1 protein-coding gene and 1 pseudogene are annotated in these 15,021 nt (G+C 75.9%); both read left to right on the forward strand.

Annotated elements, in window-relative coordinates:
• Positions 1–9,498, forward strand: a complete 9,498-nt coding sequence (locus BAW75_RS00045; RefSeq protein WP_104112189.1) for a type I polyketide synthase — start codon at positions 1–3, stop codon at positions 9,496–9,498.
• A gap of 25 nt (positions 9,499–9,523) precedes the next feature.
• Positions 9,524–14,983, forward strand: a pseudogene (locus tag BAW75_RS00050) (type I polyketide synthase); the annotation flags it as partial.
• Positions 14,984–15,021 lie beyond the last annotated feature (38 nt).

Genomic DNA, 15,021 nt, shown 5'->3' on the forward strand with positions numbered 1-15,021 from the left:
ATGGCCAACGAAGACAAGCTCCGCGACTACCTCAAGCGGGTCATGGCTGATCTCCACGACACCCGCCGCCGACTCAGCGAGGCCCAGTCCCAGGAACTGGAGCCGGTGGCGATCGTGGCGATGAGCTGCCGGTTGCCGGGCGGGGTGCGCAACCCCGACGACCTGTGGGAGCTGTTGCGGGACGGCCGGGACGCCGTCGCGCCCTTCCCCGACGACCGGGGCTGGGACCTGGAGCGCCTCTACCACCCCGACCCCGACCACCCGGGCACCTCGTACGCCCGGGAGGGCGGGTTCGTCGACGGGGCCGGCGACTTCGACTCCGCCTTCTTCGGCATCTCGCCGCGCGAGGCGCTGACCATGGACCCCCAGCAGCGGCTGCTGCTGGAGACCTCCTGGGAGGCGGTCGAGGCCGCCGGCATCGACCCCGCCTCGCTGCGCGGCAGCCGGACCGGGGTGTTCGTCGGCACCAACGGGCAGGACTACGGCACCCTGCTGATGATGTCGCCCGACGGCGACGAAGGGCACTCGATGACCGGGGGCGCGGCGGCCGTCGCGTCGGGCCGGGTGTCGTACGCCCTCGGGCTCGAAGGACCGGCCGTATCCATCGACACGGCCTGCTCGTCGTCGCTGGTGGCGCTGCACCTCGCCGTGCAGGCGCTGCGGGCGGGGGAGTGCGACCTGGCGCTGGCCGGCGGGGTGACCGTGATGGCCACCCCGGGCCTCTACATCGGATCCAGCCGGCAGCGCGCACTCTCCACCGACGGGCGCTGCCGGTCGTTCGCCGCCGCCGCCGACGGTGCCGGGTTCTCCGAGGGGGTCGGCTGGCTGCTGGTCGAGCGGCTGTCGGACGCCCGCCGCAACGGCCACCGCGTCCTGGCTGTGGTCCGCGGCACCGCCGTCAACCAGGACGGCGCGTCGAACGGGCTGACCGCGCCCAACGGGCCGGCCCAGCAGCGGGTCATCAGCCAGGCCCTCACCTCCGCCCGGCTCTCCACCGCCGACGTCGACGTGGTGGAGGCGCACGGCACCGGCACCAGGCTGGGCGACCCGATCGAGGCGCAGGCGCTCATCGCCACGTACGGGCAGGACCGTGACGAGGCACCGCCACTGCTGCTCGGCTCGGTGAAGTCGAACATCGGCCATGCCCAGGCCGCCGCGGGCGTGGCCGGCGTGATCAAGCTGGTGCTCGCCATCCGGCACGGCCTCGTGCCGGCGACGCTGCACGTCGACGCGCCGTCGCCGCACGTCGACTGGCGCGCCGGCGCGGTCGAACTGGTGACGGAGGCACGCCCGTGGCCCGAGACGGGCCGGGTACGCCGGGGCGCCGTCTCCTCGTTCGGCATCTCCGGCACCAACGCTCACGTGATCATCGAGCAGTCGGCTGAGCCGGTCGAGTCGGGTGCGGGTGGGCGTGGGGCGGGGTTGGTCGCTTCGGATGTGGTGGCCTGGCCGGTGTCGGCGCGGTCGGGGACGGCGTTGGCCGGTCAGGTTGCCCGGCTCGCGCGGCACGTGCGTGAGCGGGGTGGGATCGATCCGGTGGAGGTGGGCTGGTCGTTGGCGGCTACCCGGTCGGCGTTCGATCATCGCGTCGTTGTCGTCGGGTCGTCCGTCGAGGGGTTGCTTGCCGGGCTGGATGCCTTCGCTGCCGGTCAGCCGGCGGGGAACGTGGTCACGGGGGTGGCGTCGAGTCCGGGTGCGGGTCCGGTCTTCGTGTTTCCGGGTCAGGGCGCGCAGTCGGCGCGGATGGCGGCGGGGCTGGTGGGTCGTACGCCGGTGTTCGACGAGTGTCTGGCGGAGTGCCGGCGGGCGTTGGCGCCGTATCTCGATGTGGATCTCGTGTCGGTGCTCACGGGCGAGGACGAGTCGTGGCTGGACCGGGTCGAGGTGGTGCAGCCGGTGCTGTGGGCCGTCGGTGTCGCTCTGGCAGCGGTGTGGCGTGCGGCGGGTGTGGCCCCGGACGCGGTGATCGGTCACTCGCAGGGTGAGATCGGCGCGGCGTGCGTGGCGGGCATTCTGAGCCTGGAGGACGCGGCGCGGACGGTGGCGTTGCGGTCGCGTGCGCTGGCGGTGCTGCGGGGTACCGGGACGATGGCGTCGGTGGACCTGTCGGCCGAGGCGGTGGCCGAGCGGCTGCCCGCGTTCCCGGGTGTCGGGGTCGCGGCGGTCAACGGCCCGTCCACCGTCGTGGTGTCGGGTCCGCCGGAGCACGTCGCCGGCCTTGTCCAGGCGTGCGGGGCCGAGGGTGTTCGTGCCCGGCTGATCCCCGTGGACTACGCGTCGCATTCGCCCGCGGTGCAGGAGGTCGCCGAGCAGCTTCGGGCGGACCTGGCCGGTGTCAGTCCGCGGGCCGGTCACACCCGGCTCGTGTCCACTCTCACCGGGGACTGGGTGGATCCGGCGGTGATGACCGCTGACTACTGGTACGACAACCTGCGGCAGACTGTGCTCTTCGACGCGGCCGTGCGGACGGCTGTGGCTGCCGGGCACACCACGTTCGTCGAGATCAGCCCGCATCCGGTGCTGACGATGCCGGTCACCGCGATCCTCGACGACACCGGCGCGAGCGGGCACACCATCGGCAGTCTGCGTCGTGGTGACGACGACGCGACCCGGCTGCTGACCAACCTCGCCACCGCGTACGCCGTCGGCCTGCCCGTCGACCTGACGAGGGTGCTGCCCGCCGCGGCCACCGTCGACCTGCCCACGTACGCCTTCGACCACCACCGGTACTGGCCCGCGCCGCCGCTCTTCCTCACCGCGGCCGACGCCGCCCCGGACATCGACCGCTGGCGCTACCGGGTCACCTGGCGGGCCCTGCCCGACCTGCCGCTGACCTGGCTCGCCGGCACCTGGCTCGTGCCGGTGCCCGCGGCGCTGGGCGACGACCCGCTGGTCACCGACGTGCTGTCGGCCCTCGGCAACTTCGGCGCGGACGTCGTCCCGGTGGAGCTGGACGTCACACACGACCCGGCGGCGCTGGCCGAGCGGCTGAGCGCCGCGCTCACCGGCCCGGACGGACCCGTCGCCGTGCTCTCGCTGCTGGGTCTGGACGAGCGGGCGCACCCGGAGCACCCGGCCACCTCGCTGGCCGTCTCGGGCACCGCCCTGCTGGTGCAGGCGCTCGGGCTGCTCGGCGTCGAGGCGCCGCTGTGGTGCGCCACCCGGGGAGCCGTCGTGGCCTGCGCCGACGACCCGGCGCCGCGCCCCGCCGCCGCCTCCGTCTGGGGGCTCGGCCGCGCCGTCGCCCTGGAACACCCCGCCCGCTGGGGCGGCCTGCTCGACCTGCCCGACGTGCTCGACGCGCAGGCCGGCGCGCTGCTCTGCGCGGCGCTCGGCGCCAGCGGTGGCGAAGACGCCTTCGGCGACGACGGCGCGGAGCAGTCCGGCCGGGGCGAGGACCAGCTCGCCGTCCGCGCCTCCGGCGTCTTCGTCCGCCGCCTCACCCGGATCACCGAACCCGAGCCGGTCGAGTCCGGCGACGCGGACGACACCCGGCGGATGCGCGGCACCGTGCTGATCACCGGTGGCACCGGCGGACTGGGCGGGCATCTGGCCCGCTGGGCGGGCCGCTCCGGCGCCGCGCACGTCCTGCTGGCCAGCCGGCGCGGCCCGGACGCCCCGGGCGCCGCCGAGCTGGAGGCGGAGCTGACCGGTCTCGGCGTACGGGTCACAGTGGCCCGCTGCGACGTCGCCGACCGGGCACAGGTGGCCGACCTGCTCGCCGCCGTCCCCGCCGACGCCCCGCTGAGCGCCGTGCTGCACACCGCCGCCGTCCTCGACGACGGCATCGTCGACACCGTCACCGCGCAGCGCCTGCACACCGTCGCCGCGTCGAAGTGCGTCGCCGCGCTGCACCTGGACGAGCTGACCCGCGACCTCGACCTGGACGCCTTCGTGCTCTTCTCCTCGGTGGCCGGAACCACCGGCAACGCCGGGCAGGGCGCGTACGGGGCGGCCAACGCCTTCCTCGACGCCCTCGCCGAGCGGCGCCGGGCCGAGGGACTGCCGGCCCTCTCGGTGGCCTGGGGCGCCTGGCGCGGGGTCGGCCTGCCCGCCGAGAACGAACGCGCCCAGGAACGGCTGCGCCGGGGCGGCATGATCGGCATGGACCCGGAACTGGCCGTCGAGGCCCTCGCCCGGGCGCTGCGCCGCGACGAGCCCACCACAGTCGTCGCCGACATCGACTGGGCCCGTTTCGCCCCCGCGTTCACCCTGGTGCGGCCCAGCCCGCTGATCGGCGACCTCGCCGAGGCCCAGGAGGCGACGCAGCCGGCCGGGCAGCAGGAGGCCGCCGAGGAGGAGACGGGCGTACCGTCGGCCCTCGCCCGGCGGCTCGCCGCGCTCGCGCCGGGGGAGCGCACCGCGACACTGCTGGAGCTGGTGCGGCAGTGCGCGGCGACGGCCCTCGGCTACGGCGCCGCCGACGACATCCCGGCCACCCAGCCCTTCCGCGACCTCGGCCTGGATTCGCTGACGGCAGTCGACATGCGCAACTTCCTGGCCGCCGCCACCGACCTGCGGCTGCCCGCGACGCTCGCCTTCGACTATCCGAACCCGACGGTGCTCGCCGCGCACCTCGGCGAACTGCTCACCGGGATCGTCCCCGACGCGACCACCCCCGCCCCGGCCGCCGCGGCCGAGGACGACGACCCGATCGCCATCGTGGCGATGAGCTGCCGCCTGCCCGGTGGGGCGGACACCCCGGAGCAACTGTGGCAGCTCCTCGCCGCCGGCGGCGACGCCATCGGGGAGTTCCCCACCGACCGGGGCTGGGACCTGGACCGGCTCTTCGACTCCGATCCGGAGAAGGAGGGCACCAGCTACGCCCGTGAGGGCGGCTTCGTCACCGGCGCCACCGACTTCGACGCCGGCTTCTTCGGCATCAGCCCCCGCGAGGCCCTCGCCATGGACCCGCAGCAGCGGCTGCTGCTGGAGGCGTCCTGGGAGGCGGTCGAGCGGGCCGGGATCGACCCGCACACGCTGCGCGGCAGCGCCACCGGCGTATTCGTCGGCACCAACTACCAGGACTACCGCAACCTGATGTTCAGCGCCGAGGGCGCCGAGGGGCACCTGATGACCGGCAACGCCGGCAGCGTCCTGTCGGGCCGGGTGTCGTACACCCTCGGGCTGGAGGGCCCCGCCGTCTCGGTCGACACCGCCTGCTCGTCGTCGCTGGTCGCGCTGCACTGGGCCTGCCAGGCGCTGCGCCGCTCGGAGTGCTCACTCGCCCTGGTCGGCGGCGTCACCGTCATGTCCACCCCCGGGGTGTTCGTCGGCTTCAGCCGGCAGCGGGGCCTCGCCCCGGACAGCCGGGTCAAGGCGTTCGCCTCCGCCGCCGACGGCACCGGCTGGGGCGAGGGCCTCGGCCTGCTGCTCGTCGAGCGGCTCTCCGACGCCCGCCGCAACGGTCACCCGGTGCTCGCGGTCATCCGGGGCAGCGCCGTCAACCAGGACGGCGCTTCCAACGGCCTCACCGCCCCGAACGGGCCGTCGCAGCAGCGGGTGATCCGGCAGGCGCTCGCCAACGCCGGCCTCGCCCCGGCCGACGTGGACGCCGTCGAGGCGCACGGCACCGGCACGAAGCTCGGCGACCCGATCGAGGCGCAGGCCCTGCTCGCCACGTACGGCCGGGAGCGGCCCGCCGAGCAGCCGCTCTGGCTCGGCTCGATCAAGTCGAACATCGGTCACACCCAGGCCGCCGCCGGTGTCGCCGGGATCATCAAGATGGTGCTGGCGCTGCGGCACGGCTACCTGCCGCAGACCCTGCACGTGGACGAGCCGACCGACCAGGTGGACTGGAGCGTCGGTGCGGTCGAACTGCTCCGCGAGGGCCGCCCCTGGCCGGTCACCGACCACCCGCGCCGCGCCGCCGTCTCCTCGTTCGGCATCAGCGGCACCAACGCGCACACCATCCTGGAGCAGGCCCCGGAGCCGGTCGAAGCCGAGCAGCCGACCGGTGACCCGGCGCGGCTGCCGGTGGTGCCGGTGCTGCTGTCGGGCCGTTCGGGGCTCGCGCTCGCCGCCCAGGCGCAGCGCTGGTCCGAGCAGCTCACCGGGCTGGAGGCGCCACGTACGGTCGACGTCGGCTGGTCGTCGGCCGTCGCCCGGGCCGCCCTGGAACACCGGGCCGTCGTGCTGGCCACCGACCGGATCGCGCTGGGCGCCGGGCTGCGCGCCCTCGGCGCCGGCGAGGACGCGCCGCTGGTGGTCACCGGCGTGGCGGTGCCCCGGCCGAAGGTGGCGTACCTGTTCTCGGGGCAGGGCGCCCAGCGGGCCGGGATGGGTCGCGAGCTGGCCGAGGCGTTCCCCGTCTTCGCCGCCGCCCTGGACGAGGCCTGCGCCGCCCTCGACGCGCACCTGCCCCGCCCGCTCAGGCCACTGCTCTTCGCCGAGCCCGGCACGCATGAGGCCGAGGCGCTGGACCGCACCGAATTCACCCAGCCGGCGCTGTTCGCCGTGGAGGTGGCGCTGTTCCGGCTGTTCGAGGCGTGGGGGGTCCGCCCCGACGCCGTCGCCGGGCACTCGATCGGCGAGATCGCGGCCGCCCACGCCGCCGGTGTGCTCTCCCTGGCCGACGCCGCCGAGCTGGTCGCCGCCCGGGGCCGGCTGATGCAGGCGCTGCCGGCCGGGGGGGCGATGCTCGCCGTCGCCGCCACCGAGGCCGAGGTGACCGCCACGCTCGGTGAGCGGGCCGACCGGGTCTCCGTCGCGGCCGTCAACGGCCCCGCCGCGGTCGTGGTCTCCGGGGCCGGCGACGCCGTCGAGGAACTGGCCGCCCAGTGGGCCGCCCGGGGTGTCCGGGTCCGGCGCCTGGCGGTCAGCCACGCGTTCCACAGTCCGCTGATGGATCCGGTGCTCGACGACCTCGCCGCCGTCGCCGGACGGCTACGGTACGCGGCTCCGAGCATCCCGATGGTCTCCACCGTCACCGGCGCGCCGGTCGACGCGGCGGAGATCGGCGCGCCCGGCTACTGGGTGCGCCACGCCCGCGAGGCGGTACGCTTCGCCGACGCCGTCGTGGCACTGCGCGAGCGCAACGTCACCGGCTACGTCGAGATCGGCCCGGACGGGGTGCTCACCGCCCTCGCCCAGGCCGTCCTGGCCGATGCCCCGGCCGGCGGCCGGGCCCCGCTGGTGGTGCCCGCCCTGCGCCGGGACCGCGCCGAGCCGAGCACCCTGCTGCGCGCGCTCGCCGCGCTGCACACCCACGGCGTCTCCCCGGACTGGTCCGCCGTCTACGCCGGTACCGGCGCCCAGCGGGTCGAGCTGCCCACCTACGCGTTCGACCGGCAGCGCTACTGGCCGGAGCCGCCGCCGTGGGCCGCCCTCGTGGCCGCCGACGAGGCCACCGAGGTCGAGCGCCGCTTCTGGGCCGCGGTCGAGGCCGAGGACCTGGAGTCGCTGGCCCGCGACCTCGACGTGCACCGCGACCAGCCGTTCGGCACCGTGCTGCCCGCCCTGTCGGCGTGGCGCCGGCGCGGCCGGGAGCAGGCCCTGGTCGACGGCACCCGCTACCGGGCGGTCTGGGAGCCCATCGCGGAGACCTCGCAGGAGCAGGACCCCGGCCGGTGGCTGGTGCTGCTGCCCGCCGACCGGGCCGACGACCCCGACCTGCACTCCTGCACCTGGGCCCTGGGTGCCGAGGTGAGCATCGTGCCCGTGGACACCGCCGCCGACTCCGAGGAGCTGTGCGGCGGGTTCGCCGACGTGCTCACCGAGGCGCTCGGCGCGGGCGACGGGCCGCTGTCGATCCTGTCCTTCCTCGGCCTGGACGACGCCCCGCACGCCGAGCACCCGGCGCTGCCGCGCGGTCTCGCCGCGACCGTGCACCTGCTCCAGCAGCTCGTCGACCACGACGCCTCGGTCCGGCTCTGGTGCGTCACCCAGGGCGCCGTCGGCCTCGGCGACGGCGACGCCCCGGCCAACCCGCGGCAGGCGATGCTGTGGGGCCTGGGCCGGGTGGCCGCGCTGGAGCAGCCCGCCCGCTGGGCCGGGCTGGTCGACCTGCCCACTGACCTGGAGCCGTGGACGGCGATGCGTCTCGGCGGCATCCTCACCGGCGGCGGCGTGGAGGACCAGCTCGCCGTCCGCGAGTCCGGGGTGCTGGTGCGGCGGCTCGTACCGGCCACCACCACCGACGGGGAGCTCACGCCGTGGCAGCCCCGGGGCACGGTGCTGATCACCGGCGGCGCCGGTGCGCTCGGTGGGCACGTGGCCCGCTGGGTGGCCGCCGAGGGCGCGCAACGGGTGGTGCTGACCAGCCGGCGGGGGACCGGCACCCCGGGCGCCGCCGAGCTGATCTCCGAGCTGGCCGGGCTCGGCGTGGACTGCCGGGTGGTCCGCTGCGACGCCGCCGACCGCGCCGCCGTGACCGACCTCCTGGCCGATCTCCGGCGGGAGGGGCCGCCGCTGCGCGCGGTGGTGCACGCCGCGGGGGTCAGCGAGGTGGTGCCGCTGGCCGACACCACCCTGGAGGACCTGGCGTACGTCATCGCCCCGAAGGTCTGCGGCGCCGAACACCTCGACGAGCTGCTCGGCGACGCCGAACTGGACGCGTTCGTGCTCTTCTCGTCCATCGCGGCGGTGTGGGGCAGCGGCGGACAGGGCGCGTACGCGGCCGGTAACGCCTACCTGGACGCGCTCGCCGAGCGGCGACGCGGCCAGGGCCGGGCGGCCACCTCCATCGCCTGGGGACCGTGGACCGAGTCGGGCATGTACACCGAGGGTGCGGCGGAGCAACTGCGCCGCCGCGGCCTCCAGATGATGCCGCCCGGCGTGGCGATGGCCGGGCTGCGGCACGCCCTGGCGGTCGGCGACAGCTGCGTCACCGTCGCCGACGTCGACTGGGCCACCTTCCAGCCGCTGTTCACCTCGCTGCGGCCCAGTCCGCTGCTGGCCGACCTGCCGGCCGTACGCGGGCTGGCCGCCGCCCCCGCCGAGGCGCCGGAGGCGGTCGCGCCCGGCGCCCGTGACCTGCTCGCCGGGCTGCGGGCGCTGCCGGACGACGAGCGGCGGGCCGCACTGCTGGAGATGGAGCGGGTCGACGCGGCGAAGGTGCTCGGCCACCCCTCCGCCGACGCGATCGAGACCGACCGGGGCTTCCTGGACCTCGGCTTCGACTCGCTCACGGCGGTGGAACTGCGCAACCTGCTCACCGCGGCGACCGGGCACGACCTGCCCACCACCGTCGTCTTCGACTACCCCACCCCGGACGGCCTGGCCGGCCACCTGTACGAGCAGCTCTTCGCGGGCGCTGCGGGGGACGACGGCGACGGCGGCGACGAGGAGTCCGTGCGCCGGGCCCTCGCCGCGATCCCGCTCGACGAGCTGCGGCAGGCGGGCCTGCTCGCCCAGCTGCTCCAGCTGGCCCGTACGAGTGCCGGCACGCCGGCCGTGGCGTCCGCTGCCCCGGTCACGCCGTCCGCACCCGAGACCCAGATCCGCGAACTCGACGTCGCCGGCCTGGTCCGGATGGCCCTGGAAGGCTCCGACTCGTGACCCGGCCGGCCCTGAGGAGCGCCCGATGAATGTTTCCCTGGACGAGGTCGTCGGCGCGCTGCGTGCGTCCCTGCTCGACAACCAGAAGCTCAAGCAGCAGAACCAGCAGCTCACCGCCGCGCTCAGCGAACCGGTGGCGATCATCGGCATGAGCTGCCGGTTCCCCGGCGGTGTCGGGTCACCCGAGCAACTGTGGGACCTGGTGGCCGCCGGCGGCGACGCGATGTCGGCGTTCCCGGACGACCGGGGCTGGAACCTGGGCGCGCTCTACGACCCGGACCCCGACCCCGACAGCCGGGGCACGTCGTACGTGCGTGAGGGCGGGTTCCTCTACTCCGCCGGGGACTTCGACCCGGCGTTCTTCGGCATCAGTCCCCGCGAGGCCCTCGCCATGGACCCGCAGCAGCGGCTGCTGCTGGAGACCGCCTGGGAGGCGTTCGAGCGGGCCGGCATCGACCCCACCCGGCTGCGCGGCGCGCCCACCGGTGTCTACGCGGCCACCAGCAGCCAGGGTGACTACGCGGCCCTGCTCACCGGGATCACCGACGGCGTCGAGGGCTACCTCGGCACCGGCAGCGCCGCAGCCGTGGCGAGCGGCCGGATCTCCTACGCTCTCGGGCTGGAGGGGCCGGCGGTCACCGTGGACACCGCGTGCAGCTCGTCGCTGGTCGCGCTGCATCTCGCCTGCCAGGCGCTGCGGCTGGGCGAATGCACGATGGCGCTGGTCGGCGGGGTGTCGGTGATGGCCACCCCGACCGTCTTCGTGGAGTTCTCCCGGCAGCGGGGCCTGTCCACCGACGGCCGGTGCAAGTCGTTCGCCGCCGCCGCCGACGGCACCGGCTGGTCTGAGGGGGCCGGCATGCTGCTCGTCGAGCGGCTCTCCGACGCCCGCCGCAACGGCCACCCGGTCCTCGCCGTGCTGCGCGGCAGCGCCGTCAACCAGGACGGTGCGAGCAGCGGGCTGACCGCTCCGAACGGCCCGTCGCAGCGCCGGGTGATCCGGCAGGCTCTGGCGAACGCGGGGCTGGGTGCCGACCAGGTGGATGTCGTCGAGGCGCACGGTACGGGCACCACGTTGGGTGACCCGATCGAGGCGCAGGCCCTGATCGCCACGTATGGGCAGGGTCGGTCCGCGGAGCGGCCGTTGTGGCTCGGCTCGGTGAAGTCGAACATCGGGCACACGCAGGCGGCGGCGGGTGTGGCCGGGGTGATGAAGATGGTGCTGGCGATGCGGCACGGGGTGCTGCCGCCCACGCTGCACGTGGACGAGCCCACCCCGCACGTCGACTGGTCGGCCGGGGCGGTGTCCCTGCTGACCGGCCCGCAGCCATGGCCGGAGACCGGGCAGCCACGCCGGGCCGCGGTCTCCGCGTTCGGCATCAGCGGCACCAACGCACACGTCGTCATCGAGCAGGCCGCCGCCCCGGACACCGACGACGTCCGGCCGGCCGGTACGCCCGCCCCGCCGGTACCGTGGATCGTCTCGGCCCGCTCCGCACCGGCCCTGGCCGGGCAGGCGCGGCGGCTGCTGGCGCATCTGGCCGATCACCCCGACCTGACCCCCGCCGACGTGGCGTACTCGCTGGTCACCACCCGGGCGGCCCTGCCGTACCGGGCAGCGGTGATCGGCGGGGACCGCGACGCGCTGCGGGCCGGCCTGCACGCGGTCGCCGAGGAGCGCGACACCCCCGGCGTGGTGCGAGGCGTGGCCCGCCCGGCCGGCAAGGTCGCGTTCCTCTTCACCGGGCAGGGTGCCCAGCGCCTCGGCATGGGCGCCGAGCTGTGCCGCCGGTTCCCGGTCTTCGCCGCCGCCTTCGACGAGGTGGCCGGGGAGCTGAACCGGCACTTGAGCCGGCCGCTGCGGGAGGTGGTCTTCGCCGAGGCCGACTCGCCCGGCGCGGATCTGCTGGACCGTACCGAGTTCACCCAGCCGGCGCTGTTCGCCTACGAGGTCGCCGCATACCGGCTGGTCACCGCCTGGGGGCTACGCCCGCAGTTCCTGCTCGGCCACTCGGTCGGCGAGCTGGCCGCGGCACACGTCGCCGGGGTGCTGTCGCTGGCCGACGCGGCGACCCTGGTGGCCGCCCGGGCCCGGCTCATGCAGCAGTTGCCGCCCGGCGGGGCGATGCTGGCGGTGCAGGCGTCCGAGGCGGAGGTGGTCCCGCTGCTCGACGAGCGGGTGTCCCTGGCCGCCGTGAACGGCCCCCGGTCGGTGGTGCTCTCCGGCGACGAGGAGGCCGTGCTCGCGGCGGGGCGGCGGCTGTCCGCCGAGGACCGGCGGTCCCGTCGGCTGCGGGTCAGCCACGCCTTCCACTCCGCCCGGATGGACGCCATGCTGGCCGACTTCCGGATCGTCGCGGAGAAGGTCGCGTGGCACCCGCCGAACCTTCCGATCGTCTCCGACCGCACCGGCGAGCCGCTCACCGCCGCCCAGGCCACGGACCCGGGCTACTGGGTCGACCACGTCCGGGACACCGTCCGTTTCCACGCGGGCGTCGCCACCCTCGCCGCCGGCGGCGTCGGAACCTTCGTGGAACTCGGCCCCGACAGCGCCCTGACCGTGCTGGCCCGGGAGTGCCTGCCCGACATGGAACCGGCGGCCTTCGTGCCGCTCGCCCGCCGGGACCAGCCGGAGGCGACCACGCTGCTCGGCGCGCTGGCCGCGGTCGACCTGCGCGGTGCCGGGGTCGACTGGGCGGCTCCCTTCGACGGCAGCGACGCCGCGCGCGTCGAGCTGCCCACCTACGCCTTCCACCGCGAGCGTTTCTGGCCGGACCCGCCCACAGTGGATCTCGTCCCGCCCGCCGCGACCGGAGAGGACGAGGAGTTCTGGGCGGCCGTGGCGCAGGGACGACCGGCCGAGCTGGCCGCCGAGCTCGGCCTGCCCGCCGACCGGCAGGACGCGCTCGCCGACGTGCTGCCCGCCCTCGCCTCCTACCGGGACCGGCGGCGTCGCGGATCGGAGCTGGACGGGCTGCGCTACCGCGCCGACTGGGAACGCGTCGACCTGTCCCCGGCCCGTACCACGCCGACCGGCCGATGCCTGCTGGTGGCCGGGGCCGGCACCGACGCCACCGCGGTGCTCACCGTGCTGCGCGCCGAGGGCCTGGAGCCGACGCTGGTCACGGTCGGAGACGACCTGGACGCCGTCGCCCGGGCCTCGCTCGCCGACGGCAGCTGGTCGGTCGTGGTCTCGCTGCTGGCGGCGGAGGACCCGGCGGCCGGCGCGGGAACCGGCGCGCTCGCCGGGACGGCCGCGCTGGTGCGGGCCCTCGCCGCTGCGGGGAACGGTACGCCGATGTGGACCGTGACCCGGGGCGCGGTGGCCGTCGACGCGCACGACGCCGCTCCCGGCGTGGCCGGGGCGTACCTCTGGGGCCTGGGCCGGGTGCTGGCGCTGGAGCAGCCGCGCGTGTGGGGCGGGCTGGTCGACCTGCCGGCGGAGCCGGACGACGTCGCGCTCGCCGCGCTCGCCCGGGTCGTCGCGTCCGGCGGCGACGAGGACCAGGTGGCGGTACGCGCCGGCGGGGTGTACGCCCGGCGGCGCCGCCGGGCCCCGGCCGGCGCCACCGATACGGACTGGCGGCCCCGCGGCGCGGTCCTGGTGCACGGGTCCGCGCAGGTGCGTACCCCGCACCTGCTGCGCTGGCTCGCCGAGCGCGGCGCGTCGCACCTCGTCCTCGTGGGGCCGGTGGCGGATGCCGACCCGCCCGGCCCGGACGTCACAGTCACCGCCGTCGGCGACCTGGACGGGCTGCCCGAGGTGCTGGACCGGCTGGCCGCCACCGGCAGCGAGATCCGCTGCGTCCTGCACGTCGCCGACTCCGACGGGGCCGGCGACCCGGTGGCGGTGCTGGACCCGCACGAGCTGGCCGACGCCGTGGCCGCCCGTACCGCCGCCGTGGAACTGCTCGGCCGGGCCTGCGCCGGCCTGCCGGTCGACGAGTTCGTCGTCTTCGCCTCGACGGCCGCCGTCTGGGGCAGCGGGGGAGCGGCGGTCGCCGCCGCCGTGGGCGCCGGGCTGGCGGCGCTGGCCGCGGGCTGGCGTGCCGCCGGCCGCCCGGCCACCGTCGTCGCGTGGGTGCCCTGGGCGGACGAGATCACCGACGCGGCGCAGTTGCGCCGCCGGGGGGTCCGGCCGCTGTCCGCCGACGTGGCCCTGTCCGCGCTGGGGCAGGCTCTGGTCCGCGGCGACGACCAACTGGCCGTGGCCGACCTCGACTGGCCCGCGTTCGTGCCGGCCTTCACCGCCGTACGGCCCAGCGCGCTACTGCGCGGCGTGCCCGAGGCGACGGCCGGCGCGGAGCCGGGGGCCGGCGACGCCGCGACCGATCCCGCCCGCGCGCTGCGCGAGCGGCTGGCCGGCGTTCCGGCCGGCGACCGGCACCGGATCCTGCTGGACCTGGTCCGGGCGCGGGTGGCCACCGTCCTCGGGCACGCCTCGCCCAACGCGGTCGAGGCCGACCGGGACTTCCTGGAACTCGGCTTCGACTCGCTGACCGCACTGGAACTGCGCGACGCGCTGCGCCAGGAGACCGCGGTGGAGCTGTCGGCGACCCTGCTCTTCGACCACCCCACCCCTACGGCGCTGGCCGTTCACCTGCTCGGCCAGCTCCTCGGCGCGGACGACGCCGGTGGACCTGCCGGGGAGAGTGCCGGCGGCGGACTGCTCGGCGGGTTGTTCAACCAGCCGAAGGCGCGCGAGGACCCGGCCGGGTATGCCGAACTGCTGGTCAAACTCGCCCAGTTCCGCCCCCGCTTCCGCGAGCCGGCGCAGCTCACCCGCCCGGCCGGTATCCTCCGGCTGGCCGAGGGCGGCGCCCGGGCGCAGTTGGTGTGCTGCTGCACGATGTCGCTGCTCTCCGGCGCGCACGAGTACGCCCGGCTGGCCGCCGGCTTCCGGGGCGTACGTGACGTGTGGGCCCTGCCCAACCCCGGGTTCGGCGTGGGCGAGGAGCTTCCCGCCGACCTCGACGCGCTGCTGCGGGTGCACGCCGACACGGTGCTGCGTACCGTCGGTGCCGGCCCGTTCGTGGTGGCCGGTCACTCCGGTGGTGCGATGGTGGCCAACCTGCTCGCCGGGGAGCTGGAACGCCAGGGCCGCCCGCCGGACGCGGTGGTGCTCATGGACACCTACCCGGCCGACAGCGAGGTGCTCGGCGGGTGGGTGCCGCAGCTTCTCGACGGGATGATCGACCGGGACACCGCGTACACGCCGATGGACGACTGGCGGACGACGGCGTGGGCGGGCTACCTGCCGCTGTTCCTGGACTGGCAGCCGACCGAGATGGCGGCGGCGACCCTGCTGGTGCGGGCCACCGAGCCGCTGGGGGAGTGGGACGGCGAACCGGACGGCTGGCGGTCGCGCTGGCCCTACCCGCACGAGGCTGTTGACGCGGCTGGCGACCACTTCAGCATGGTCGCCGACCGGGGGCCGGAACTCGCCGGCACGGTCCAGCGCTGGCTGGCCGCGCGGGGCCTGTGACCGGTTCCGCCCCTGGCGTGCCCCTAGCGCCCCCTATC

The sequence above is a fragment of the Micromonospora chalcea genome (assembly GCF_002926165.1).
GTDB lineage: Bacteria > Actinomycetota > Actinomycetes > Mycobacteriales > Micromonosporaceae > Micromonospora > Micromonospora chalcea.